This window comes from Mycobacterium sp. NPDC050041 (assembly GCF_049541695.1).
GTDB lineage: Bacteria > Actinomycetota > Actinomycetes > Mycobacteriales > Mycobacteriaceae > Mycobacterium.
In genome coordinates this window covers 125,448-149,250 of the sequence record NZ_JBMVDG010000012.1, presented here as the reverse complement: position 1 = coordinate 149,250, position 23,803 = coordinate 125,448, and the positions used below count along the sequence as shown (strand labels likewise).

The 23,803-nt window shown below is 70.6% G+C and carries 25 protein-coding genes and 1 tRNA gene; 19 read left to right on the top strand and 7 right to left on the bottom strand.

Translation table 11 applies throughout. From position 1 onward, the window contains the following. The first annotated feature begins 49 nt into the window (after positions 1–49). Positions 50–736, top strand: a complete 687-nt coding sequence (locus ACPCHZ_RS26965; RefSeq protein ID WP_423487545.1) for a class I SAM-dependent methyltransferase — start codon at positions 50–52, stop codon at positions 734–736. Here ACPCHZ_RS26965 and ACPCHZ_RS26960 read toward each other — a convergent pair. Together ACPCHZ_RS26960 and ACPCHZ_RS26955 are read right to left on the bottom strand one after the other, a co-directional pair. Continuing rightward, on the bottom strand, positions 727–2,745 hold the full coding sequence (locus ACPCHZ_RS26960) for an ATP-dependent DNA helicase (protein WP_423487569.1): 2,019 nt from the start codon (positions 2,743–2,745) through the stop codon (positions 727–729). The two genes, ACPCHZ_RS26965 and ACPCHZ_RS26960, sit on opposite strands and share 10 nt — an antisense overlap. 5 nt (positions 2,746–2,750) lie before the next feature. Continuing rightward, positions 2,751–4,037, bottom strand: a complete 1,287-nt coding sequence (locus tag ACPCHZ_RS26955) for a nicotinate phosphoribosyltransferase (RefSeq protein WP_423487544.1) — start codon at positions 4,035–4,037, stop codon at positions 2,751–2,753. A 56-nt stretch (positions 4,038–4,093) separates the two neighbouring features. Between ACPCHZ_RS26955 and clpS the strand changes: the two genes are divergently transcribed. From clpS to ACPCHZ_RS26885, 14 genes are all read left to right on the top strand, one after another. Further along, on the top strand, positions 4,094–4,396 hold the full coding sequence (clpS, locus tag ACPCHZ_RS26950; RefSeq protein WP_364984285.1) for an ATP-dependent Clp protease adapter ClpS: 303 nt from the start codon (positions 4,094–4,096) through the stop codon (positions 4,394–4,396). Positions 4,397–4,402: 6 nt separating this feature from the next. Further along, positions 4,403–4,987 (top strand): DUF2017 domain-containing protein, encoded by a 585-nt coding sequence (locus ACPCHZ_RS26945; protein WP_364984287.1) that lies wholly within the window; start codon positions 4,403–4,405, stop codon positions 4,985–4,987. Beyond that, positions 4,984–6,006 (top strand): P1 family peptidase, encoded by a 1,023-nt coding sequence (locus ACPCHZ_RS26940; RefSeq protein ID WP_423487543.1) that lies wholly within the window; start codon positions 4,984–4,986, stop codon positions 6,004–6,006. Before ACPCHZ_RS26945 ends, ACPCHZ_RS26940 begins: the two co-directional genes overlap by 4 nt. A 25-nt stretch (positions 6,007–6,031) precedes the next feature. Continuing rightward, the gene (locus tag ACPCHZ_RS26935) at positions 6,032–6,445 is read left to right on the top strand and encodes a Mov34/MPN/PAD-1 family protein (protein ID WP_423487542.1); all 414 of its coding nucleotides are present in this window, start codon (positions 6,032–6,034) and stop codon (positions 6,443–6,445) included. A gap of 15 nt (positions 6,446–6,460) precedes the next feature. Beyond that, positions 6,461–6,742 (top strand): MoaD/ThiS family protein, encoded by a 282-nt coding sequence (locus ACPCHZ_RS26930; RefSeq protein WP_364984292.1) that lies wholly within the window; start codon positions 6,461–6,463, stop codon positions 6,740–6,742. Then, positions 6,739–7,707, top strand: coding sequence for a cysteine synthase (locus ACPCHZ_RS26925; protein ID WP_423487541.1), 969 nt, complete (start codon positions 6,739–6,741; stop codon positions 7,705–7,707). Before ACPCHZ_RS26930 ends, ACPCHZ_RS26925 begins: the two co-directional genes overlap by 4 nt. After that, positions 7,698–8,396, top strand: a complete 699-nt coding sequence (locus ACPCHZ_RS26920; RefSeq protein ID WP_423487540.1) for a rhomboid family intramembrane serine protease — start codon at positions 7,698–7,700, stop codon at positions 8,394–8,396. Before ACPCHZ_RS26925 ends, ACPCHZ_RS26920 begins: the two co-directional genes overlap by 10 nt. After that, a complete protein-coding gene (gene murI, locus ACPCHZ_RS26915; protein WP_423487539.1) occupies positions 8,393–9,229 on the top strand; it encodes a glutamate racemase in 837 nt (278 codons plus the stop codon). Before ACPCHZ_RS26920 ends, murI begins: the two co-directional genes overlap by 4 nt. A 68-nt stretch (positions 9,230–9,297) precedes the next feature. Next, complete coding sequence (locus ACPCHZ_RS26910; protein ID WP_364984300.1) at positions 9,298–10,071, top strand: cyclic nucleotide-degrading phosphodiesterase; 774 nt, start codon at positions 9,298–9,300, stop codon at positions 10,069–10,071. 30 nt (positions 10,072–10,101) lie between these two features. Further along, positions 10,102–10,884 carry a ribonuclease PH gene (gene rph / locus ACPCHZ_RS26905; protein ID WP_423487538.1) on the top strand — a complete coding sequence of 261 codons (783 nt, stop codon included), beginning with the start codon at positions 10,102–10,104 and terminating at the stop codon, positions 10,882–10,884. A 5-nt stretch (positions 10,885–10,889) separates the two neighbouring features. Continuing rightward, the gene (gene rdgB / locus ACPCHZ_RS26900; RefSeq protein ID WP_423487537.1) at positions 10,890–11,504 is read left to right on the top strand and encodes an RdgB/HAM1 family non-canonical purine NTP pyrophosphatase; all 615 of its coding nucleotides are present in this window, start codon (positions 10,890–10,892) and stop codon (positions 11,502–11,504) included. 70 nt (positions 11,505–11,574) lie between these two features. Next, a complete protein-coding gene (locus tag ACPCHZ_RS26895; RefSeq protein ID WP_423487536.1) occupies positions 11,575–13,623 on the top strand; it encodes a TRAP transporter permease in 2,049 nt (682 codons plus the stop codon). Further along, the gene (locus ACPCHZ_RS26890) at positions 13,620–14,630 is read left to right on the top strand and encodes a TAXI family TRAP transporter solute-binding subunit (protein ID WP_364984308.1); all 1,011 of its coding nucleotides are present in this window, start codon (positions 13,620–13,622) and stop codon (positions 14,628–14,630) included. The genes ACPCHZ_RS26895 and ACPCHZ_RS26890 overlap by 4 nt, the downstream gene beginning before the upstream one ends. Positions 14,631–14,682: 52 nt before the next feature. After that, entirely contained in the window at positions 14,683–16,116 is a 1,434-nt protein-coding gene (locus tag ACPCHZ_RS26885) for an MFS transporter (protein ID WP_423487535.1), read from the top strand. On the opposite strand, the gene ACPCHZ_RS26880 is transcribed toward ACPCHZ_RS26885, so the two are convergent. Both ACPCHZ_RS26880 and ACPCHZ_RS26875 read right to left on the bottom strand, forming a co-directional pair. Next, positions 16,094–16,450: a DUF3817 domain-containing protein gene (locus tag ACPCHZ_RS26880; protein WP_423487534.1), complete on the bottom strand. Its 357-nt coding sequence runs from the start codon at positions 16,448–16,450 to the stop codon at positions 16,094–16,096. The two genes, ACPCHZ_RS26885 and ACPCHZ_RS26880, sit on opposite strands and share 23 nt — an antisense overlap. Then, positions 16,447–16,824, bottom strand: a complete 378-nt coding sequence (locus ACPCHZ_RS26875) for a hypothetical protein (protein ID WP_423487533.1) — start codon at positions 16,822–16,824, stop codon at positions 16,447–16,449. The genes ACPCHZ_RS26880 and ACPCHZ_RS26875 overlap by 4 nt, the downstream gene beginning before the upstream one ends. 63 nt (positions 16,825–16,887) lie before the next feature. On the opposite strand from ACPCHZ_RS26875, the gene ACPCHZ_RS26870 reads away from it, so the two are divergent. Beyond that, positions 16,888–16,971: transfer RNA gene (locus ACPCHZ_RS26870), tRNA-Leu, on the top strand. A gap of 111 nt (positions 16,972–17,082) precedes the next feature. On the opposite strand, the gene ACPCHZ_RS26865 is transcribed toward ACPCHZ_RS26870, so the two are convergent. The 3 genes from ACPCHZ_RS26865 to ACPCHZ_RS26855 all read right to left on the bottom strand — a co-directional run bounded on the left by ACPCHZ_RS26865 (position 17,083) and on the right by ACPCHZ_RS26855 (position 21,071). After that, positions 17,083–18,672, bottom strand: coding sequence for a diflavin oxidoreductase (locus ACPCHZ_RS26865; RefSeq protein ID WP_423487532.1), 1,590 nt, complete (start codon positions 18,670–18,672; stop codon positions 17,083–17,085). 96 nt (positions 18,673–18,768) lie between these two features. Beyond that, the gene (locus ACPCHZ_RS26860) at positions 18,769–19,905 is read right to left on the bottom strand and encodes a TDT family transporter (RefSeq protein WP_423487531.1); all 1,137 of its coding nucleotides are present in this window, start codon (positions 19,903–19,905) and stop codon (positions 18,769–18,771) included. Continuing rightward, on the bottom strand, positions 19,902–21,071 hold the full coding sequence (locus tag ACPCHZ_RS26855; RefSeq protein ID WP_423487530.1) for a zinc-binding dehydrogenase: 1,170 nt from the start codon (positions 21,069–21,071) through the stop codon (positions 19,902–19,904). Before ACPCHZ_RS26855 ends, ACPCHZ_RS26860 begins: the two co-directional genes overlap by 4 nt. Before the next feature lie 195 nt (positions 21,072–21,266). Between ACPCHZ_RS26855 and ACPCHZ_RS26850 the strand changes: the two genes are divergently transcribed. The 3 genes from ACPCHZ_RS26850 to ACPCHZ_RS26840 all read left to right on the top strand — a co-directional run bounded on the left by ACPCHZ_RS26850 (position 21,267) and on the right by ACPCHZ_RS26840 (position 23,803). Further along, positions 21,267–21,395: a hypothetical protein gene (locus tag ACPCHZ_RS26850; protein ID WP_423487529.1), complete on the top strand. Its 129-nt coding sequence runs from the start codon at positions 21,267–21,269 to the stop codon at positions 21,393–21,395. A gap of 69 nt (positions 21,396–21,464) precedes the next feature. Next, complete coding sequence (locus ACPCHZ_RS26845) at positions 21,465–22,796, top strand: MFS transporter (RefSeq protein ID WP_423487528.1); 1,332 nt, start codon at positions 21,465–21,467, stop codon at positions 22,794–22,796. Positions 22,797–22,813: 17 nt separating this feature from the next. Then, positions 22,814–23,803 (top strand): LacI family DNA-binding transcriptional regulator, encoded by a 990-nt coding sequence (locus ACPCHZ_RS26840; RefSeq protein ID WP_423487527.1) that lies wholly within the window; start codon positions 22,814–22,816, stop codon positions 23,801–23,803.

Sequence of the window (23,803 nt, the reverse complement as noted above, 5' to 3'; positions counted from 1 at the left end):
AACGGCAACTTTCGTTGCCGTGCTTGCGGTTCCTGCCGAGACTGGCCGGATGAGCGACAACACGAGCGTGTTCCACGAGTTGCAGTTCGCCGACGACTACGCCGACAACCCGCCGCGATTCGTGCCGGGGTACCGGGAGATCCACCGTCTCGCGGCGATCCTCATCTCCGAACGGGCGCCCGAGCGGGCGCGGGTGCTGGTGCTCGGAGCGGGCGGCGGCCTGGAGATCAAGGCGCTGGCCGAGGCGCGCCAGGGGTGGACCTTCGACGGTGTCGACCCGGCGCGGCCGATGCTCGAGCTGGCCGAGAAGACGCTGGGGCCGTTGGCATCCCGCGCCCGGCTGCACGAGGGCTACATCGACGACGCGCCGGACGGGCCCTTCGACGCCGCGACGAGCTTCCTGACGCTGCACTTCCTCGAGGCCGACGAACGCCGCCGCACCGCCGCGGAGGTGCGCCGCCGGCTGGCTCCCGGGGCGCCCTTCGTCGTGGCTCACATGAGCCTCCCGCAGCGGGACGCCGACGAACGCGCGATGTGGTTGTCCCGCTACGCCGAATATGCGCACGACTCGGGCATCAGCCGGGAGATCACCGAACGCGCCCGCGCCACAGTCGATTCCGACGTTCCGATACTGGCGCCGGAACAGGACGAGGCCATTCTGCGGGACGCAGGCTTCACCGACGTCGTGCAGTTCTACTCGGCGTTCACCTTCCGCGGCTGGGTCGGCTACGCCTGATCCCGCAGCCGTTCCAGCGCACCGCGCACCCGTGCGCTGTCGGTGGTCGCCCAGAACGGCGGCAGCGACGCCCGCAGATAGCCGCTGTAGCGCGCCGTCGCCATCCGCGAGTCCAGCACCGCCACCACACCGCGGTCGTCGGTGCCGCGCAGCAACCGGCCGGCGCCCTGGGCCAGCAGCAGCGCGGCGTGGCTGGCCGACACCGCCATGAACCCGTTGCCGCCGTGGGCGGTGACGGCCCGCTGGCGGGCGGTCAGCAGAGGGTCGTCGGGCCGGGGGAACGGGATGCGGTCGATGAGCACCAATGACAGCGACGGCCCGGGCACGTCGACGCCCTGCCACAGTGACAGCGTGCCGAACAGCGACGTGGCCGCGTCCGCAGCGAAGCGCTCCACCAGCGCCGACGTGGTGTCCTCGCCCTGGCACAACACCGGTGTGTCGAGCCGGTCGCGCATGATCTCCGCCGCGGCGCGGGCGGCACGCATCGACGAGAACAGTCCGAGGGTGCGCCCGCCCGCCGCGGTGATGAGTCCCGCGATCTCGTCGAGCTGTTCGGCCGAGCCGGTGCCGTCGCGGCCCGGTGCGGGCAGATGCGCTGCGACGTAGAGGATCCCGGTCTTGGCGTGTTGGAACGGCGATCCGACGTCAATGCCGCGCCAGGCGGCGTCTTTTTCGCCGCCCTTGAGTCCCCATGCGCCTGCCATGGCCTCGAAGTTGCCACCGACGGTCAGCGTGGCCGACGTCAGGACGGCCGTCGAATGCTCGAACAGCCTCAGGCGCAGCAGGCCGGCGACCGACAGCGGCGCCACCCGCAGCACCGCCCGCACGTTGCCGCGGTTGTCCTCGTGATCGAGCCACACCACGTCGGTGCGGTCGGGGATCGCCGGGCCGAAGGAGTCGAGGATGCGCGACGCGGTGTCGCCGACGTCGGTCAGTGCGGTGGCCGCCTCGGATCGCGCCGCGGCCGCCTTCGGATCGGCGGGGGAGGTGTCGATCGCCGAGCGGGCGCGGTGTGCGGCGTCGCGCAGCGCGGTGAGATGGGTGGCCAGTTCGTCGTCGAGCCGGTCCATCCGGCCCGGGGAGGTGTCGTGGATGACCGAGGCGAACGTGGTGGCCGCGGCCTCCAGGCGTTGTGCGAGTTCCGCGTCGATCAACCGCGCGGCCCGCCGGTGGGCGATGCCCAGCGACGTCGCGGACAGCTCCGCGGTCGCCACCGACGTCACCCGGTCCACCAGGTCGTGGGCCTCGTCGACGATCAGCAGCCGGTGCTCGGGCAGCACTGCCGCGTCGGAGATGGCGTCGATGGCGAGCAGCGCATGGTTGGTGACCACCACATCGGAGTGTCCGGCCTTGTCACGGGCCCGTTCGGCGAAGCAGTCGGTGCCGAACGGACACCGCGCCACCCCGATGCACTCGCGCGCAGAGACGCTGACCTGGCTCCACGAGCGGTCCGGGACACCGGGTTTCAGCTCGTCCCGGTCACCGGTCTCGGTGTCCGACGACCATGCGGTGAGCCGCTTGACGTCCCGGCCCAGTGCGGTGGCGGCCACGGCGTCGAACAGCTCGTCCTGCGGCCGATCCTCCGGTTCGGCCGACCCCGTCGACCCGTTGTGGATCTTGTTCAGGCACAGGTAGTTTCCCCGCCCCTTGAGGAGGGCGAACGTGGGCCTGCGGGGGAGTGCGCCCACGAGTGCGTCCGCCAGCCGGGGCAGGTCGCGGTCCACCAGCTGGCGCTGCAGCGCGATCGTCGCCGTCGACACGACCACCGGCTCCTCCGCCGCGACCGCCCTGGCGATCGCCGGCACCAGATAGGCCAGCGACTTGCCGGTACCGGTACCCGCCTGCACGGCAAGGTGCTCGCCGGTCTCGAAGGCCCGCGCCACGGCCTGCGCCATCTCGACCTGCCCGTCGCGGCGAGCGCCGCCAACGGCGGCCACCGCGGCGTCCAGCAGAGCCGTGACGTCGTCGACGGCTCGTGTGCCGGTGGCGTGTGCGTCGGCGCCCGTGATTCCTCCTAGGCCATGCGGGTCGGGATCGCGGGCTCGCCCCGGGAGAGCTTCAGGCCGTCCCACGGCAGGCTGCCGAGACCGGCGGCCACCCGGCTGCGCCCCGCATCCAGCCCGGGGTCGCCGACGGGCTGCCCGGCGCGTACCAGCTCGACGGTCAGCGGGCGGGACTCCAGGCCGTCGGGATCCGCGGGCGGCCTGCCCGCCGGGTGCACCACTTCCTCGACGATGGTGCCCGACGGCTTGGCGAGCCGTAGCGCCTGCTTGCGTCCGCCGTGGGACTCCTTGTGGCTGCTGCGTTTCGCCACCGGCAGACCGTCGACCTCGACCAGCTTGTAGACCATGCCGGCCGTGGGTGCGCCCGACCCGGTCACCACCGACGTGCCGACGCCGTAGCTGTCGACCGGCTCGGCGCGCAGCGCGGCGATGGCGAACTCGTCGAGGTCGCTGGAGACCACGATCCTGGTTCCGGTGGCGCCGAGTCCGTCGAGCTGTTCGCGGACCTGGCGGACCAGCACGCCGAGCTCGCCGGAGTCGATGCGCACCCCGCCCAGCGCCGTGCCGGCCACCTCGACGGCGGTGGCCACCCCGGCGGTGATGTCGTAGGTGTCGACCAGCAGCGTGGTGTCCACGCCGAGCGCGTCGACCTGCGCCCGGAAGGCGGCCGCCTCGTCGGGCCCGTCCGCGGTGGTGTGCAGCAGGGTGAAGGCGTGTGCGCTGGTGCCGAGGGCGGGCACACCGTGGCGGCGCTGCGCCTCCAGGTTCGACGTGCCACTGAAGCCGGCGAGGTACGCGGCGCGCGCCGCGGCGACGGCCGCCTGCTCGTGGGTGCGCCGCGAGCCCATCTCGATCAGCGGGCGGCCCTCTGCGGCGCTGACCATCCGGGCCGCGGCCGAGGCGATGGCGCTGTCGTGGTTGAACACCGAAAGCGCCAGCGTCTCGAGGATCACGCACTCGGCGAAGGTGCCGTGCACCGACAGCACGGGAGAGCCGGGGAAGTACAGCTCGCCCTCGGCATAGCCCTCGACGTCGCCGCCGAAGCGGTAGGACGACAGATAGGACAGCGTGTCGGCGTCGAGGAACTCCGACACCGACTCCAACGCCGCGTCGTCGAAGGTGAACTGCGCCAGCAATTCCACGAACCGTGCGGTGCCGGCCACCACCCCGTAGCGGCGGCCTTCGGGCAGCCGCCGGGCGAAGACCTCGAACGTGGTGCGCCGGTGTGCGGTGCCGTCGCGCAGCGCGGCGGCCAGCATCGTCAACTCGTACTTGTCGGTCAGCAGCGCGGCCGTCACAGCTGCCACGGTAGTGGTCGGCGAGGCGGATCCACCACATCGGTATCCTTGCGGGCATGGTGACGCCGGCGAAGGCCCGACCGGGAACTCGCGAGGAGCGTGACGTCGCGACCGGAGCGGCCACCGACACCCCGTGGGTGACCATCGTGTGGGACGACCCCGTCAACCTGATGACGTACGTGACCTACGTTCTGCAGAAGCTGTTCGGCTACGACGAGCCGCACGCCACCAAGTTGATGCTGCAGGTGCACAACGAGGGCAAGGCGGTGGTGTCGGCGGGCAGTCGCGAGTCGATGGAGGTCGACGTGTCCAAACTCCACGCCGCGGGCCTGTGGGCCACGATGCAGCAGGACCGCTGATCCGCGGTGCGCAAATGGAAGCGGATCGACGGCGCAGGCGGCCCGCGGTTCCGGTCGGCGCTCGCCGAGCACGAGGCGGCGCTGCTGCAGAACCTGGTGACGTCCCTGCTGGGGATGCTCGAGGAGCGTGAATCCTCCTCACCCGCAGACGAACTCGAGGCGATCACCGGTATGCGCACCGGCAACTCTCAGCCGCCGCAGGACGAGACGATGAAGCGGCTGCTGCCCGACTTCTTCAAGCCGCACAACGACCACCCGGCGGGCTCCGGCACGGCCGAGAGCCTCAACAGTGCGCTGCGCAGCCTGCACGAGCCGACCATCCTCGACGCCAAAAAACAAGCGGGACAACGTCTGCTGGACACCCTGCCGGGTGGTGGCGGCAAGTTCGAACTGTCCGAGGACGACGCCGAGTCCTGGGTCGCGGCCGTCAACGACGTGCGCCTCGCGCTGGGCACCATGCTCGACATCGGTGCCGGCGGGCCCGACGAACTGCCGCCGGACCACCCCATGGCCGGCCACCTCGACGTGTACCAGTGGCTCACGGTGCTGCAGGAGTACCTGGTGCTGGCGCTGATCGGCAAGGCCAGATGAGCGGTTCGATCACCGACGTCGGCGGGATCCTGGTCGGCCATCACCACCGCATCGACGACGACGCCACGCTGGGCTCCGGCTGGGCCACCGGCACCACCGTCGTGCTCACCCCGCCCGGCACCGTCGGCGCGGTCGACGGCAGGGGCGGCGCACCCGGCACGCGGGAGACCGACCTCCTGGACCCGATGAACTCGGTGCGTCACGTGGACGCGGTGGTGCTCACCGGTGGCAGCGCCTTCGGCCTCGCCGCCGCCGACGGCGTGATGACGTGGCTGGAGCAGCAGGGCCGCGGGGTGGCGCTCGACGGCGGCGTGGTGCCCATCGTGCCCGGCGCGGTCATCTTCGACCTGCCGGTCGGCGGCTGGGGCTGCAGGCCGACGGCCGACTTCGGCCTTGCCGCCGCGGCCGCCGCGGGCACCGAGGTGGCGCTCGGCACCGTCGGCGCGGGCGTCGGCGCCCGCGTGGGGGTGCTCAAGGGTGGCGTCGGCACCGCGTCGACGATGCTCGATTCCGGTGTCACCGTCGGGGCGCTGGTGGTGGTCAACGCCGCAGGCGACGCCGTCGACACCGCGACGGGGCTGCCGTGGACGGCGTACCTGATCGAGGAGTTCGGGCTGCGCAGACCGCCGGCCGAGCAGATCGGTGCGTACCTCGACCGGCACGCCGAGCACAGTCCGCTCAACACCACCATCGCGGTCGTGGCCACCGACGCCGCGCTGAGCCCGGCCGGCTGCCGCCGCGTCGCCCTCGCCGCCCACGACGGGCTGGCCCGCACCCTGCGGCCGTCCCACACCCCGCACGACGGCGATACCGTGTTCGCGTTGGCCACCGGCGCCATCGAGGTCGCCCCGCCGCCGGACACCCCGGCATCGATGACGCCCGAGATGGCGTTGATCACCAGTGTCGGCGCCGCGGCGGCCGACTGTTTGGCCCGGGCGGTGCTGGTCGGCGTGCTGGCCGCCGAACCGGTGGCCGGAATACCGACATACCGGAGCCTGTTGCCGGGAGCGTTCGGATGAGCAGGAGTGCGACGAGGAGGGTCCCGTGCTGACGATTCGCGCTGACCTGGTCGACGCCATGGTGGCCCACGCCCGCGCCGACCATCCCGACGAGGCGTGCGGCATCATCGCGGGCCCCGAGGGCTCGGACCGTCCGGAACGATTCGTCGCGATGCTCAACGCCGAGCGCTCGCCGACCTTCTACCGGTTCGACTCCCAGGAGCAGCTGCGGGTGTGGCGGGCGATGGACGACGCCGACGAGGTGCCCGTCGTCATCTATCACTCGCACACCGCCACCGAGGCCTACCCGAGCCGCACCGACATCTCGTACGCGTCCGAGCCGGACGCGCACTACGTCCTGGTGTCCACCCGCGACCCCGACGAACACGAGCTGCGCAGCTACCGCATCGTGGACGGCGTCGTCACCGAGGAACCCGTCACCGTCGTCGAGCAGTACTGAGAGAAAGAAACCCCGATGTCTGTCACCGTCTCGATTCCCACGATCCTGCGCACGCACACCGGCGGCGAGAAGCGCGTCACCGCGTCCGGCGCCACGCTGGCCGCCGTGATCAGCGACCTGGAGTCGAACTACTCCGGGATCTCCGACCGGCTCATCGACCCCGACAAGCCGGGCAAGCTGCACCGCTTCGTCAACATCTACGTCAACGACGAGGACGTGCGGTTCTCCGGCGGACTCGACACCAGTGTCGCAGACGGCGACTCGGTCACGATCCTGCCCGCGGTGGCCGGCGGGTGAGATACGACTCCCCGCTGGAGGCGCTCGGCAACACGCCTCTGGTCGGTCTGCAACGGCTGTCGCCGAGGTGGCACGACGAGGACCAGTCCCCGCACGTGCGGCTGTGGGCCAAGCTCGAGGACCGCAACCCCACCGGCTCGATCAAGGACCGCCCCGCGCTGCGGATGATCGAGCAGGCCGAACGCGACGGCCTGCTCGCCCCCGGCGCCACCATCCTGGAACCCACCAGCGGCAACACCGGCATCTCGCTGGCGATGGCGGCGCTGCTCAAGGGCTACACGATGATCTGCGTGATGCCGGAGAACACCTCGATCGAGCGCAGGCAGCTGCTCGAGCTGTACGGCGCCCGCATCATCGACTCACCCGCCGAAGGCGGCTCGAACACGGCCGTCGCACACGCCAAGGAGCTGGCCGCCCAGAACCCGGACTGGGTGATGCTCTACCAGTACGGCAACCCGGCGAACTCGGCCGCGCACTACGAGGGCACCGGCCCGGAGCTGCTGGCCGACCTGCCCGAGATCACCCACTTCGTGGCGGGGCTCGGCACCACCGGCACGCTCATGGGCACCGGCCGCTACCTGCGCGAGCAGGTGCCCGACATCGCCATCGTGGCCGCCGAACCCCGTTACGGCGAGGGCGTGTACGCGCTGCGCAACATCGATGAGGGCTTCATCCCCGAGCTCTACGACCCCGAGGTGCTCACCAGCCGGTTCTCCGTCGGGTCCTTCGACGCGATCCGGCGGACCCGTGAGCTGGTGCAGATCGAGGGCATCTTCGCCGGCATCTCGACCGGGGCGATCCTGCACGCCGCCCTGGGGGTGGCGGCCAAGGCGGTGGCCGCCGGACAGCGCGCCGACATCGCGTTCGTGGTGTGCGACGCCGGCTGGAAGTATCTGTCCACCGGCGCATACGCCGGTAGCCTTGATGACGCCGAGGACGCGCTGGAAGGGCAGCTATGGGCATGAGCGGGTACGGCGGTGCCAAGGGATACGCCGCCGGGCAACCGCCGAAGCCGAAGAAGCGGCCGGCGTGGCTCGTCGGCGCCGTCACGGTGCTCAGCTTCGTGGCGCTGCTCTACGTCATCGAGATCTGGGACAACATCACCGGGCACCGCCTGGACGACAACGGGATCCGGCCGCTCGAGTCCGACGGGCTCTGGGGCATCGTGTTCGCGCCGATGCTGCACTCGAACTGGGACCACCTGATCGCCAACACCGTTCCGGCGCTCGTGCTCGGTTTCCTGATGACGCTCGCCGGGCTGTCGCGGTTCATCTACGCGACGGCGATCGTGTGGATCCTCGGCGGCTTCGGCACCTGGCTGATCGGCAACATCGGCGCGCACTGCCCGTATGTCGGCGTGCGCTGCGAGACCAATCACATCGGCGCGTCCGGCCTGATCTTCGGGTGGCTGGCGTTCCTCATCGTGTTCGGCTTCTTCACCCGCAAGGTGTGGGAGATCGTGGTCGGCGTCATCGTGCTGTTCGTCTACGGCGGCGTGCTGCTCGGGGTGCTGCCCGGCACCCCGGGAGTCTCGTGGCAGGGCCATCTGTGCGGTGCCGTGGCAGGCGTCGTCGCGGCGTACCTGCTGTCGAAACCGGAACGCACGGCGCGCGAGCGTCGCAAGACCCCGGCGAACCCCTACCTCACGTCGTGACGGATGTCAGCGCTCCCGTCGGCATCTTCGACTCCGGCGTCGGCGGTCTCACCGTCGCGCGGGCGATCATCGACCAGTTGCCCGACGAGAACATCGTCTACGTCGGCGACACCGGCAACGGTCCCTACGGCCCGCTGACCGTTCCCGAGATCCGGGCGCACGCGCTCGCCATCGGCGACGACCTCGTCGCCCGCGGCGTCAAGGCGCTCGTGATCGCCTGCAACACCGCGTCGTCGGCGTGCCTGGCCGACGCCCGCGAACGCTACGCACCCGTGCCCGTCGTCGAGGTGATCCGGCCCGCGGTGCGGCGTGCGGCGGCCGCGACCCGCAACGGCCACATCGGGGTGATCGGCACCGCGGCGACCGTCGCCTCCGGCGCCTACCAGGACGCGTTCGCCGCCGCCCGCGACACCGTCGTCACCGCCGTCGCCTGCCCCCGGTTCGTCGACTTCGTCGAGCGCGGGGTGACCAGTGGCCGACAGGTGCTGGGCCTGGCAGAGGGATACCTCGAGCCGCTGCAGCGCGCCGGGGTGGACACCCTGGTGCTGGGCTGCACGCACTACCCGATGCTGTCCGGGCTCATCCAGCTCGCGATGGGCGACGAGGTGACGCTGGTGTCCAGCGCCGAGGAGACCGCCAAGGATCTTCTGCGCGTGCTCACCGAACGCGATCTGCTGCGCCCGCACCCGGATGACCCCGTCGCCGAACCGCCGGTGCGCAGCTTCGAGGCGACCGGAGATCCCGACGCGTTCACCGCCCTCGCGGCCCGTTTTCTGGGGCCCGGACTCGACGGTGTGCGGCCCGTTCGTCGTCACGCCGACGCGAGGATGTGACGGATGATGATCGGCCGGAGCGAAAGCGGTGATGTTTTCGTCCTCGGCGTATCGGGCATGGCAAGCTAGTGGGCGTGCGAATCACCGTGCTCGGTTGCTCCGGTAGCGTTACCGGGCCTGATTCGCCGGCGTCCGGGTACCTTCTGACCGCGCCCGACACCCCGCCACTGGTGATCGACTTCGGCGGTGGCGTGCTGGGCGCCCTGCAGCGCTACGCCGACCCCAACGACGTTCAGGTGTTGCTGTCGCACCTGCACGCCGACCACTGTCTCGACCTGCCCGGGCTGTTCGTGTGGCGCCGGTACGGCCCGACGCCCGCCCCCGCCCGCGGGGTGATGTACGGCCCGGCCAACACCTGGGCCCGGCTCGGCGCCGCGTCGTCTCCCGAGGGCGGCGAGATCGACGACTTCTCCGACATCTTCGACGTCCGTCCGTGGGTCGACGGCCAGGCCGTGAACATCGGCTCCCTGAACGTCCTGCCCCGGCTGGTGTGCCACCCGACGGAGTCCTACGGCATGCGGTTCACCGACCCGTCCGGCGCCTCGTTCGTCTACAGCGGGGACACCGGCGTGTGCGATGCGCTGGTCGATCTGGCGCGCGGCGCGGACGTGTTCCTGTGCGAGGCGTCGTGGACACATTCGCCCGACCGGCCGCCGAAACTGCACCTGTCCGGAACCGAGGCCGGTCAGATGGCGGCCGCGGCCGGGGTGTCGGAACTGCTGCTCACCCACATCCCGCCGTGGACCTCGCGGGAGGACGTGATCAGCGAAGCCAAGGCGGAGTTCGACGGCCCGGTGCACGCGGTGGTCTGCGGCGAGACGTTCGACGTCCCGCGCCGCTGAATCGCCCCGCCCACCGGTTAGGGTTGGCGCGTGTCCAGACGAGAAGACGGCCGCCTCGACGACGAACTGCGGCCCGTCGTGATCACCCGCGGTTTCACCACCCATCCGGCGGGCTCGGTACTGGTGGAGTTCGGCCAGACCCGGGTCATGTGCACCGCCAGCGTCACCGAGGGCGTGCCGCGGTGGCGCAAGGGCTCCGGCCAGGGCTGGCTCACCGCCGAGTACGCGATGCTGCCCGCCGCGACCCATGACCGCTCGGATCGCGAGTCGGTCAAGGGCCGGGTAGGCGGACGGACGCAGGAGATCAGCAGGCTCATCGGCCGGTCGCTGCGAGCCTGCATCGACCTCAACGCCCTCGGCGAGAACACCATCGCCATCGACTGCGACGTGCTGCAGGCCGACGGCGGCACCCGCACGGCGGCGATCACCGGCGCCTACGTCGCGCTCGCCGACGCGGTGACCTACCTCGCGGCCGCCGACAAACTCTCCGACCCGCGCCCGCTGTCGTGCGCGATCGCCGCGGTCAGCGTCGGCGTCGTCGACGGCCGGGTGCGCGTCGACCTGCCCTACACCGAGGACTCCCGCGCCGAGGTGGACATGAACGTCGTCGCCACCGACACCGGCACGCTGGTCGAGGTCCAGGGCACGGGGGAGGGCGCGACCTTCCCGCGCTCGACGCTGGACAAGCTCCTCGACGTCGCGCTCGCCGCCTGCGAGCAGTTGTTCGTCGTGCAGCGCGAGGCGCTCGAGCTGCCCTACCCGGGCGTGCTGCCGGAGCCGTCGTCGCCGCCGAAGAAGGCGTTCGGCAGCTGATCGCCGTGGTCGACGTCCTGGTCGCCACGCGCAACCCCAAGAAGCTGGCCGAACTCCGTCGCGTCCTCGACACCGCAGGGGTGTCGGGTCTGGAGCTGCGCTCACTCGACGACGTGGCGCCCTTCGACGAGGCGCCCGAAACCGGCGCCACGTTCGAGGAGAACGCCGTCGCCAAGGCCCGCGACGCGTGGCGGGCCAGCGGACTGCCCGCGGTCGCCGACGATTCCGGCCTGGCGGTGGACGCCTTGAACGGCATGCCCGGGGTGTTGTCGGCGCGCTGGTCGGGCACCCACGGCGAGGACGACAAGAACACCGCACTGCTGCTGGCCCAGATCCACGACGTACCCGACGAGCGGCGCGGCGCGGCATTCGTGTCGGCGTGCGCGCTCGTCACCGGACCGGACCGGGAGCACACCACCGTCGTACGCGGAGAGTGGCGGGGTCGCATCGTCCGGGCACCTCGCGGTGACGGCGGATTCGGCTACGACCCGGTGTTCCTCCCGGACGGAAACGACCGCACCGCAGCAGAACTCAGCCCCGCCGAGAAGGACGCGGCCTCGCACCGCGGCCGCGCTCTGGCGCAGCTGATCCCGGCGCTACGGGCGCTCACCGGGGGCTGACCCCGAACAATCGCGCCGACTCACCGCAATCAGCCACGAACGCAGGCGCTGCGGCATAACGTCTCTCTCGATGGAGAGGTCAACGCCGCCAGAGCCCGGCCCCTCGACGTCGGTTGCCACGGCGCCGTCGACCGCACCGCCGTCGGCGGCCCTCACCGACATCCCGCAGACCGACGACCAGGAGCGCCCGGGTCGTCAGCTCAGCGGCTGGGTGGACCGCGCCGTCACGGTGATCGCCTTCGCGGTGGCGATCCTGACGATCTGGCAGGTGTTCCGTCCGCTGCCCCAGGGCAGCCAGTACTACCTGATCATCTTCCTGGCCGGCACCCTGCCGCTGGTGTATCTGGTCTACCGGTCGGGGCTGCCCCGCATTGATCCCGAGGACCGGCCCGGTGTCCTCGACTGGGTGCTGGCCGTGCTCACCCTGCTCGTGTGTCTCTACCCCGTGCTGCCGATGGCGCTGGGCTCGGGCGGTGGCGGATACAACGCGTTCCTGGACCGGCAGGGCCTGCTCGAACCCACCGATGTGGTGATGGGCGCGCTGCTCCTGGTGCTCATCCTCGAGGCCTGCAGGCGCACCACGGGGTGGGCGTTGCCGATCGTGTGCGCGGTGTTCCTCGCCTACGGCTACTACGGCGGACTGCTGCCGCAGGGCTGGGACATCGCGCACGCCGGACTGGATTTCGACCAGATCATCGACGCGCTGTACAACTCGGGCAGCGGGTTCTTCGGCACCCCGCTGGACGTGGCCGCCACCTACATCGTGCTGTTCACCATCTACGGCGCGGTGCTCGAACGGTCCGGTGCGGCGCGGTTCTTCGTCGACCTGTCGGTGGCCGCGTTCCGCCGCTCGCGCAGCGCGGCGGGCCGCACGACCGTCGCGTCGGGCTTCCTGCTCGGCACGGTCTCCGGATCGGGCACCGCGACGGCCGTCAGCACCGGCGCGGTCACGTGGCCCATCATGAAGCAGGCCGGTTACACCCCCGAGCGCGCGGGCGGCGTGCTCGCGGCGGCCGGCGTCGGAGCGCTGCTGTCGCCGCCGACGCTCGGCGCGGCGGCGTTCATCGTCGCCGAGTATCTCGAGGTCTCCTACCTCACGGTGCTGGGCTGGGCCACCATCCCGACGCTGCTGTACTACCTCGGCATCCTGCTGGCCGTCGAGATGGACGCCCGCCGGTTCGGCGTGCGGCCCGCCGAGTTCGAAGCGCAGTCGGCGTGGAAGTTGCTGCTGCGCTTCGGCTATCACTTCTCGTCCCTGATCGCGATCGTCGTGCTGCTGGCGCTGGGGGTGAGCGCCACCCGGGCCGTGGTGTACGCCACGCTGCTGGCCTTCGCACTGTCGTTCCTCGACCGCAGGCACCGTCTGACGCCGCACCGGACGTTCGACGCACTGGCGTCCGGCGTGCGCGGTGTGCTGCCCGTCGTTGCGGTCTGCGCGGCGGCCGGGGTGATCACCGCGATGACGACCAAGACCGGACTCGGCGCCCAGTTCTCGTCGGTGCTGGTGCGCGGTGTCGATGCGATCACCGACAACCGCACCCTGATGCTCGCGTTGACGGCGGTGTTCGCCGCGGTCGCGCTGGCCGTACTGGGCCTGGCGATCCCGGTGACGGCGTCCTTCGTGATCGGCTGGGTGATCATCGGGCCCGCGCTGCTCGAACTCGACGTGCCCGCACCCGCGGCGGCGATGTTCGTCTTCTACTACTCGGTGCTCTCGGAGATCACCCCGCCCACGGCCCTTGCGGCGGTGGGCGCGTCGGCGGTGACGGGCGGCAAGGCCATCCCGACGATGTGGCACACGCTGCGCTACGGCCTGCCCGCGTTCCTGGTGCCGATCGCCTTCGTGGTGACCGGTCCGGGTGAGCACCTGCTGGGTCGCGGTTCGGTCATCGGTGTGCTGTGGGTGACCGCGGCGGCGTGCGCCGGCATCGCGGCGCTGTCGATCGCCGTCGGCGGGTGGGTGTTCGGCGTCGGGGAGGCCAACCGCGTCTCCCGGGTGTTCGCCGCCGTATCGGCCCTGCTGTTGCTGTTCCTCGATCCCGTCACCATCGTGGCGGGTCTGGCGTGCCTGCTCGTGGCGGTCGCGCTGGCCATCATCGACAAGAGGAGACGAGAATGAGACGTGCGATCGCGGTGGGCGCGGGACTGCTCATGGTCGGTGCGGCGATCACCGGATGTGGTGGCCGCCAAGACAAACCGGCCGCCGACACCGGCGGTGAGGTGACCTGCGAGGTGTCCGGTGACACCCGGATCGCGATCGCGACCGGCAACGCGACCGGCGTCTACTTCTCGTTGGGAAACGCCTACGCAGAACAGATCTCGTCGGCCACCGACGGCAAGGTCAAGGCCACCGCGGCCGAGACCGGCGCCTCGGTGCAGAACATCCAGCAGCTCGTCGGCGGCGCGTACCAGGTGGCGTTCTCTCTCGCCGACACCGCATCGGACGCCGTCGAGGGCAAGGGCGGCTTCGACGGTGAGAAGCAGCCCATCCAGGCGATCTCGCGGCTCTACCCGAATTACACGCAGGTGGTGGTCCGGTCCGATGCGGGCATCAAGTCCATCGCCGACATGCGCGGCAAGCGCGTCTCGACGGGCTCGCCCGGTTCGGGCACCGAGGTGATCGCCAACAGGCTGATCGAGTCGGCCGGGCTCAATCCGCAGAGTGACGTCGCCGCGCAACGACTCGACCTGACCAAGACCGTCGACGGCATGAAGGACGGTTCGATCGACGCGATGTTCTGGTCGGGCGGACTGCCGACGCCGGGCATCACCGACCTGTTCACCACGCGGCGCGACGCCGTGACGTTCCTCGACATCACCCCGCAGCTGTCCAAGATGCAGGAGATCAGCCCGGTCTACGAGGAGGGCGTCATCCCCTCGGCGACCTACGGCACCCCGGCCGATGCGAAGACCATCGTGGTGCCCAACCTGCTGCTGGTCCGCGACGACATCGACGCCAACCTCGCGTGCGTGCTGACCAAGACTCTGTTCGACCGCAAGCCGCAGCTGGAGCAGGCGGTCGGCGCCGCGAAGGGCATCAAGGTCGAGTCGGCACGTGACACGAGCCCGGTGCCGCTGAACCGCGGGGCGGAGAAGGCGCTGGGGGAGCTCGCTCCGTCGCAGTGAGACGGACACCGCCGGGGTTTGCATAGATGACCTAAGGGGTAGCATCCCCGGCGTGCGTCGTCATCCCGGGATCATCGTCGCGGTGCTGGCGGCCGCGGGGATCAGCGTGTCGCTGATGCAGACACTCGTCATCCCGCTGATCCCCGAACTGCCCACGCTGCTGGACACCAGCGCGGCCAACGCGTCGTGGGCGATCACCGCCACCCTGCTGACGGCGGCGGTCGCCACCCCGGTGTTCGGCCGGCTCGGCGACATGCACGGGCCCAAGCCGATTCTCATCATCTGCACGGTGCTGCTGACCATCGGCTCGCTGATCGCCGCCCTGAGCAGTTCGCTGCTGCTGATGGTGGTGGGCCGCGCCCTGCAGGGGTTCGGCATGCCCATCATCCCGCTGGGCATCAGCGTGCTGCGGGCGTCGGTGCCCGCGCACCGCGTCGGCACCGCCATGGGACTGATGAGCGCCTCCCTGGGCGTCGGTGGCGCTCTGGGGTTGCCGCTGTCGGCCGTCATCGCCGACAGCTTCGACTGGCACGCGCTGTTCTGGTTCGCCGCGGCGCTGGGCACCCTGTCCGGGCTGCTGTTCGCGGCGCTGGTGCCGCGCATCCCGTCGGCGTCGGCCGACCGCTTCGACGGACCCGGCGCGCTGGGACTGGCGGCCGGCCTGGTGCTGCTGCTGCTCGGCATCTCCAAGGGTGGCGGCTGGGGCTGGACGAGCGTGACGACGCTGGGCATGTTCGCCGGGTCGGCGGTGGTGCTCGCGGTGTTCGGCTGGTGGCAGTTGCGCACCCCGATGCCGCTCGTGGACCTGCGGACCACGGTGCGCAGGCCGGTGCTGACCACCAACCTGGCGTCGGTCGCGGTGGGGTTCGCGCTGTTCGCCATGTCGCTGATCGGGCCGCAGGTGCTCGAACTGCCCGCGTCGACCGGCTACGGCCTCGGCCAGAGCATGCTGCACACCGGATTGTGGTTGGCGCCAGGCGGTCTGGCGATGATGGTGTCGGCGCCCGTCGCCGCGCGGATCGCGGCGGTGCGCGGCCCCAGGTTCACCCTGGTGATCGGCGGAGCGGTGGTGTCGGCGTCGTACCTGGCCGGGCTCGCGCTGATCCAGAGTCCGTGGCAGGTCATGGTGTTCAACGTGCTGGTCAGTATCGGGGTTGGACTGGCGTTCGCGAGCCTGCCCGCGTTGATCAACGCCGCGGTGCCGATGTCGGAGACCGCGGCGGCCAACGGCATCAACGCCTTGGCCCGCGCGCTCGGCACGTCGATCTCGAGCGCCGTGATCGGCGCGATTCTCGCCGGGATGTCGGTGACGGTCGGCGGTGCGGTCTTCCCGACACTGAACGCGCTGCGGATCGCGCTGGTGGTGGCCGCGGGTGCGGCGGCCCTGGCGACGGCGATGGCGCTGTTGATCCCGGCCCGCGAGGACGCCATCGCGGACGACGCCGAGACGGCGCCCGCCGGGGCTACAGCCCGAACCGCGCCCTGATGTCGCGGGTCTGGAAGTGCTCGACGACGATGCCGAGCAGGGGAATGGTGCCTGCCAGCAGCACGCCGATGGTCTTGCCGATCGGCCAGCGCACCTTGACCGCGAGGTTGGCGGCGAACAGCAGGTAGACGAAGTAGACCCAGCCGTGCACGACGGCTATCCAGCTCAGCGAGTCGTTGTCGAACGCGTACTTCATCACCATCTCGTAGCAGAGCGCGATCAGCCAGATGCCGGTCGTCCAGGCCAGCACGCGGTAGCCGAGCAGCGCCTTGCGGATCGTCTCGGTGCTCACGCCGACGGGCGTGGGGGCCTGCGGTGTCTCGGGCGCGGTCATGGCTTGATCCTGCCTTCGTGATCGTTCTGGGCGAGTTCGGCCAGATAGGCGTTGTACTCGCGCAGCGTCGGATCGTCGTCGTCGGGGGCGGCGGCCGCCGTGGGCCGTTCGGGGAGCAGGCCGGCGGGGATCTCGGTGACGTCGTCGCCGCGGGTCGGTTCGGGTGGGGCGTCCTCGTAGCGGACGAACTTGTAGTAGGCGTAGACGCAGAAGCCGGCGAACATCGGCCACTGCAGCGCATAGCCGAGGTTCTGGAACGAGCCGGACGCCGACTCGTAGCGGGTCCACTGCCACCACGCCAGGGCGAGGCAGCCGGCGGCGCCGAGGACCACCAGCGCGACAAGCGCCGGTCTCCTACGCCGTGTAGTGGACATGGTCCAACGGTACCGCGCGGCCGTCGCCGAACCGACCCGCCGTCCGACTACGATTGACGAGTCGCGGGCGTGGCGCAATTGGCTGACGCGCCGGCTTTAGGTGCCGGTGTTCGAAAGAACGTGTGGGTTCGAGTCCCACCGCCCGCACTCGCATCTCCAGCAGTCCACGGGTGGCACCCCCGTCCCCTCGCGTCAACATATGTTGACGCGTGCGGGTGTGCACACGCCCAAGGGCGCGCAACCCGCCACCGCCCGCACTCAGTACACGTCGCGCACGTAGCGGTGGCTGCGGATCAGCTCGTTGACATAGGCGTGGGCGTCGTCGGCCGACTTGCCGCCCGCTGTCGCGACGACGTCGTGCAGTGCGCGATCGACGTCGCGGGCCATGTGGTCGGCATCGCCGCAGACGTAGAAGTACGCGCCGTCCTCCAGCCACGCGTACAGATCCGCGGCGCCGGCCAGCATGTGGTGCTGCACATAATCCTTGGGGCGGCCTTCGTCGCCTCCGTCCCGGGAGAACGCCAGATCCAGCCGGCTCAGCACGCCCGCATCGAGGAAGCCCTGCAGTTCGTCGCGGTAGAGGAAGTCGGTCGCGCGCCTGCGGTCACCGAAGAAAAGCCACGACTTCCCGCTCGCCCCGGTGGCGCGGCGCTCCTGCAGGAAGGCGCGGAACGGTGCGATGCCGGTGCCCGGCCCGACCATGATGATCGGCACGTCGGGAGCGGGCAACCGGAAGTGGTGGTTGGGCCGCGGGTGCACCCGGACGGTGTGGCACCGGTCGGCCAGGTAGGTCGACGCGACGCCGCCGCGGCGACGGTCGCGTACCGCGTGCCGCACGGTGGCCACCGTGAGGTGCACTCGGTTCGGGTGCTCCAGCGGACTGGACGCGATCGAATAGTCGCGGAACTGCAACGGCCGCAACGTGTCCAGCACCTCGTCGACGTCCAGGTCCGCCATGTCGATCAGGTCGAGCACGTCGACGTCGGCCGGCGTGTCCCCGATGCGCGACGCGACGAGATCGCGCAGTGCCCGCGACGGTGTCCGGATCTCGAAGTGCTCGCCGAGCAGTTCGTCGAGTGTCAGGTCGTGGCCGTCGACCTCGTGATCCACCCCGACTCCGAGCCGGCTGAGCATCGCCTGCACCAGCGCCGGATCGTTGACGGGATGTACGGCGATCGAATCGCCGGCCGCGTAGGTGATCCCCGAGTCGCCGAGGTCGATCTCGAAGTGGCACACCTCCTTGTCGGAGGCGACGGCGTTGAGCCTGCGGTTGACGACCAGTTGGGCGGCATACGGATTGTGGTGGGTCCACGGGCACGGTGCGGGTGCGTCGGGCGCCTCCGTCGCGACGGCGACGACGCTCGGCGCGACGCCTCCGGTCGCCGCACGGGCCGCCTCCAGCAGCTTGACCATGTCCGGGATCCACGCCTCGGACTCCGACTCGTAGTAGCCGTCGCAGTCGACACGGTCGGCGACGCGAGTCGCGCCCAGTTCGGCCAGCCGCTCGTCGATGATCTTGCCTGCGTTGCAGAACAAGTCGTAGCCGCTGTCGCCGAGGGCGAACACCGCGAAATCGAGGTGGCCGAGCCGTTCGGCGTCCTGCGCGCTCAGCATCTCCCAGAACAGGGTGCCGTTGTCCGGCAGCTCGCCGTCACCCCACGTCGATGCGACGACGACGAAATGGGTGGCGCCGCGCAGGTCGCCGTAGCCGATGTCGTTCAGCTCGGTTTCGGTCACGTCGATGCCGACCTCTTTGAGCGCCGTGGCGAGCTGGTAGGCGACGTACTCGGCCGACCCCATGTCACTGGCGTAGCCGATCACCAGTGAGAACTCCGATCGGTCGGACACCGGTTGTCTCCCCTCGCTTCCCCGCAGCGCACGCGGGCGATCCAAATTAGGGTCACCTTACTTGGCTTCGGGGATCTGTTGGGACTGCCCTGTCGCTCAGCGGGGGGGCTCCTTGCGGGCTCGTATCGGGCCGGGGTTCAGTGGCGGGTGCAGCAGGTCGCCGCGTGCGCTGCCCAGCGCGGTCCGCACCGCCACCAGCAGCCAGGTGCACAGCAGGCCCGCATAGGCGAGCGCCGCCGCGACGCGCAGCGCCGGCAGGCCCGTGTGCAGGGCCAGCTGCGAGGTGCCGGTGACGAAGGTGCCGACGGGGAACGTCAGGCTCCACCACGTCAGGGCGAACGGCATCCCGCGCCGCAGTGTCCGCACGGTCAGCGACGTGGCCAGGGCCACCCACAGCAGCCCGAATCCCCACATCGGCACGCCGTACAGGATCGCCAGCACGTTGAACGCCTGCGCGATCGGCGCGTCCACCGCGAGGTGGGCCTGCGCGCCGAGCGTGCCTGCCGCGGTGATGGACTGGCCGACCGGGCCGAGCACGATCCACAGCGTCGGCACCCGTGCGGTGCCCGACGTGCCGTAGTGGGTGAGCCTGCTCCAGATCATCGTGATGATGATCAGCGCGGCCACCAGCGACATGCCGAACATCGCGTAACAGGCGTAGAGCATGGTGGCCCGTCCGGCGCCGGGCGCCATGTGCGGGATGAGCAGCGCACCGGTCGCCGCCGACACCATCGGCGGGACCACCGGCATCAGCCACCCGCCGAATGCGGCGTCCGGTTCCACCTCGTGCTGGGTGAACATCAGGAACGGGATCGTGACGGCGGTGTACAGCCCGCCCGCGGTGCCGACGGACCACAGCAGCCAGTCGATGTCGACCGCCAGGTCAGTGCCGATCAGCTCGGCGCCGACGAGCAGAGTGCCTGCGCCCACGGTGAGGAAGGCCATCGGTGCGGCGCCGTAGAAGTGGATCATCTGCGGGTTGCGGGCATGACCGCGCGCGATGGTCGGGTGCCGTGCCCAGTTCAGCGACACCGCGACCACGAGCACCAGCAGCAGCGCGGCGGCGAACACCCAGACGCCCTGGGCGAAGGCACGGAGCCCCAGGAGATGCACGGGCAGTGTCGCCGCGGCCGTCGCGACGATGCCGGTGCCCATCACCGACGCGAACCAATTCGGGCCGAGGCTGCCGACCACCTCGCCGGCGACCCCGGTGGGCGCCGGTGTGCCGGTCACTCGGTGGCCACCGGCGCCGTCGCGCTGCTGGCGGGGTCGATGAGGATCTTCGCGTGCGCCTCGGGATCACCTAGTGCGTCGAACGCGGCGGCCACGCCGTCGAGGCCCACGGTGCCGGTCACCAGGGCCGACGCGTCGACCTTGCCGTCGGCGAGCAGATGCAGGGTGTCGTGGAACTCCAGCGGGGTGTAACCGAAGACGAAGCGCAGGTCGATCTCCTTGGCGTTGCCCAACGCGGGCCGCAGATGGTCCTCGCCCATGCAGACCCCGACGACGATCACCCGCGACTGCAACGGCGCGCCGCCGAGGGCGCCGTCGATCATGCCGGGGACGCCCACACATTCGAAGACGACCGGCCGCTTGGGCCCGGCGGCGCCCAGCGCGTCGGCCGCCCGGTACAGGTGCGACCAGCCCGGCAGCCTGCGCAGCTTCTCCATCGACGACATCCCGAGTTCGTAGAGGGCAGGGGCTTCGGTGATGGCGCCCTTCTGGGAGGCGGCGGAGTATGGCGAGTCGACTGCGGGGTCCACCACCACGTCGGCGCCACAGCGGGTGGCGAGCGCCCGGCGACCGGGGGAGAAGTCGCTGGCCACGATCGTGTGCACGCCGCGCGCCTTGAGGTGGCAGATGACCGCGAGCCCCACCGGCCCGCAGCCCAGCACGATCGCGGTGTCGCGCTTGGCGATCTCACTGCGCCGCACGGCGTGCAGCGCGATGGCCATCGGCTCGGTGAGTGCGGCGACGTCAGGAGTGAGTCCGTTCGGCACGACGAAGCTCATCGCCGCCCCGACCACCACCTGTTCGGCATAGCCGCCCGGCGCCTTGGGCGACAGACCAGTCAGGTGGACGCCGCCCTGGGCGCGCAGCAACGGGAAGGACACCACGGCGGTGCCTGCTTTGAACTCCTTCGCGGCGCGACGGCCGCGTTCGGCGACGGTGCCGCAGAACTCGTGGCCCATCACCACAGGGGTGTCGCTGCGCATGAAGTCGGGGTAGCCGACGTCGGCCATCACCCCGACCAGCTCATCGGCGTGGTGGCGGGCATGCAGATCGGAACCGCAGATGCCGCAGCGCGTCACGTCGAGCACCAACTGGCCGTCGGCGGGCCGCGGGTCGGCCAACTCGACGACCTCCAGCACGCCGGCCCGGCAACTCACGGCTTTCATCGCGCACCTGACATGTGAGCAGTATGCAACCCGACGGGCCCGATGTGACGCGATCGTGTGGCCTGCAACCAGATCGGTTGCCGCGGTGTGCAACGTCACCGCCGCCGTGATCGACCTCACCGCGTTCCGCGACGTCAGCGCAGGTGCATCGACGTTGGATGGAGTGATGAACCAACGGGAGACAGGGAGAGGCCGATGAAGCGGCAACTGATGCGACTGCGGTCGTACGTGGAGATGGTGTCCGACGTGAAGGCGATCAGCGAGGCCCTGGACAAGCGCCGGATCACGGCATCCGAGGCGTCGGAGTCGATCAGCCGGCTCTGACCGGTGACCCCGCTCAGGGGCTGAACCACGACTTATGCGGGTAAGTGCGGTGTAGGCTCGCGTCTCGCCATGGACAGCCAGCCCGCCCCCGTCCGTCAGGCCGACGCCGCCGCGGTGCGCAAGGCCGTCACCGGCGCGTCGATCGGCAATGCCGTCGAGTGGTTCGACTTCGCGATCTACGGCTTCCTGGCGACGTTCATCGCGGCGAACTTCTTCCCGTCCGGCGACGACACCGCCGCACTGCTGAAGACGTTCGCGATCTTCGCGGCGGCCTTCTTCATGCGGCCGCTCGGCGGATTCGTGTTCGGGCCGCTGGGGGACCGCATCGGCAGGCAACGCGTGCTTGCCCTGGTGATCCTGTTGATGTCGGCCGCCACACTCGGGATCGGCCTGCTGCCCACCTACTCGGCGATCGGCGTGGCCGCCCCGCTGCTGCTCCTCGTCCTGCGCTGTCTGCAGGGCTTCTCCGCCGGTGGCGAATACGGCGGTGGCGCAGTCTATCTCGCCGAGTACGCCCGCGATCGCCGGCGCGGGCTGACCGTGACGTTCATCGCCTGGTCGGGTGTGTTGGGCTTCCTGCTCGGTTCGATCACCGTCACCGTCCTGCAGGCGACGCTGTCCACCGCGGCGATGGAGGGCTACGGCTGGCGCATCCCGTTCCTGATCGCCGCACCACTCGGCCTGGTCGGCCTGTACATCCGGCTCAAGCTGGACGACACCCCGCAGTTCGAGGCGCTCAGCGCATCCGACGACGTCGCCGCCTCACCTCTTCGCGAGGCCGCCACCACGGCGTTGCGGCCCATCCTGCAGGTGATCGGGCTGTTCGTCGTCTTCAACATCGGCTACTACGTGGTGTTCACGGTCCTGCCGACCTACATGATCGGCACCTTGCAGCTCAGCAGGACCGTGTCGTTCGTCTCGGTCACGCTCGCCAGCCTGGTGGCGCTGGTGCTGATCCTTCCGCTGGCCGCGCTCTCGGACCGGATCGGCCGCAGGCCGCTGCTGATCGCAGGCGCGGTGGCGTTCGCGGTGGGGGCGTATCCGCTGTTCCTGCTGCTGAACTCGGGCTCGGTGGTCGCCGCCGTCGTCGCGCACTGCCTGCTCGCAGCGATCGAGTCGGTGTACGTCGCCGCGGCGGTGACCGCGGGGGTCGAACTGTTCGCGACGCGGGTCCGCTACAGCGGCTTCTCGATCGGCTACAACATCTCGGTCGCCGTGTTCGGCGGCACCACGCCCTACGTCGTCACCTGGCTGATCAGTGAGACCGGGAACAACCTCACCCCGGCGATCTACCTGGTCGTCGCGGCGGTGGTGTCGGTGGCGACCCTGTTCACGCTGCGTGAGTCCGCCGGCCGCCCGCTGGCCGGCGGCCTGCCCGAGGCCCGTCAGTCCGCGGCCTGACGTGCGACGATGACGCGGTGGCAGTGAGGGGGGCGGCGAGGCCGACCAAGGCCGACGTGGCGCGGCTCGCGAACGTCTCGACGGCCACGGTCAGCTACGTGCTCAACAACGTGGAGGGTCAGCGCATCTCGCCGCAGACCCGCGCCGCCGTCCGCGACGCGGCCGACCGACTGGGCTACCGGCCCAATCTCGCGGCCCGCAACCTCGCCGTCGGTGGCAGCGGTGTGGTGCTCTACATCGTCCCGCGCATCGCGCTCGGCGAACTGCCCATGGAGGTCGGCAGCCGGTTGACCACCGCGTTGGCACGGCACGGCATCGTGTTGTCACTGCAGTTCGAGACCGACGATGACCACAACGTGATCGACGCCGTCAACGATCTCAATCCTGCAGCCGTCACCAGCGTGTTCCCGCTCACCGGTGCGGCGCTCGCGACGGTCAGCGCCCGCGGCATACCCCAGATCCACCTCGGCAGCGCCCAACTGCGCGCGATGGGCGCGCTGCACCTGTCCATCGGCGAGCTGCGGATCAGCCACCTCACCGAGCGCGGGCACCGCCGGATCGCCTTCGCCTACTCCGACATCGACCGCCTGCGTCCGCTGGGGGACTACTGGCTGGAGGGGTTGCGCGTCGCGGCCCGTGCCCGAGCCGTGCCCGACCTCGAGGTCGCGACGTTTGCCACCGACGGCTCCGGCGCGGCCGATCTGGTGCGCACGCTGGTCGACGACGGAGTCACCGCGGTCTGCGCCCAGAGCGACGAGACGGCCTTCGTGGTGCTGCACGGGCTGCGCCAGGCCGGCCTGCGCTGCCCGGAGGACCTGGCCGTGATGGGCGTCGACGCCCGCCCGCTCGGCGCGGTGAGCGGACCGCCGCTGACCTCGGTGGGTTTCGACGCCCGGGTGATCGTCGAGGTGTCCGTCGCCGCGATGATGGCCGAGCTCGGGTACCCCACCGAACACGACCCGGGCATCGAACACGTGGCCACGCTGATTCAACGCGAATCGACCTGA

Bases quoted from the DNA above. Each gene is read 5' to 3' on its own strand.
- ACPCHZ_RS26965 (WP_423487545.1), top strand. From the start codon at position 50: ATGAGCGACAACACGAGCGTGTTCCACGAGTTGCAGTTCGCCGACGAC.
- ACPCHZ_RS26890 (WP_364984308.1), top strand. From the start codon at position 13,620: ATGAGACGTGCGATCGCGGTGGGCGCGGGACTGCTCATGGTCGGTGCG.
- ACPCHZ_RS26880 (WP_423487534.1), bottom strand. From the start codon at position 16,450: ATGACCGCGCCCGAGACACCGCAGGCCCCCACGCCCGTCGGCGTGAGC.
- ACPCHZ_RS26930 (WP_364984292.1), top strand. From the start codon at position 6,461: ATGTCTGTCACCGTCTCGATTCCCACGATCCTGCGCACGCACACCGGC.
- ACPCHZ_RS26855 (WP_423487530.1), bottom strand. From the start codon at position 21,071: ATGAAAGCCGTGAGTTGCCGGGCCGGCGTGCTGGAGGTCGTCGAGTTG.
- ACPCHZ_RS26920 (WP_423487540.1), top strand. From the start codon at position 7,698: ATGGGCATGAGCGGGTACGGCGGTGCCAAGGGATACGCCGCCGGGCAA.
- ACPCHZ_RS26850 (WP_423487529.1), top strand. From the start codon at position 21,267: ATGAAGCGGCAACTGATGCGACTGCGGTCGTACGTGGAGATGGTGTCC.
- clpS (WP_364984285.1), top strand. From the start codon at position 4,094: ATGGTGACGCCGGCGAAGGCCCGACCGGGAACTCGCGAGGAGCGTGAC.
- ACPCHZ_RS26845 (WP_423487528.1), top strand. From the start codon at position 21,465: ATGGACAGCCAGCCCGCCCCCGTCCGTCAGGCCGACGCCGCCGCGGTG.
- ACPCHZ_RS26875 (WP_423487533.1), bottom strand. From the start codon at position 16,824: ATGTCCACTACACGGCGTAGGAGACCGGCGCTTGTCGCGCTGGTGGTC.
- ACPCHZ_RS26895 (WP_423487536.1), top strand. From the start codon at position 11,575: ATGGAGAGGTCAACGCCGCCAGAGCCCGGCCCCTCGACGTCGGTTGCC.
- ACPCHZ_RS26940 (WP_423487543.1), top strand. From the start codon at position 4,984: ATGAGCGGTTCGATCACCGACGTCGGCGGGATCCTGGTCGGCCATCAC.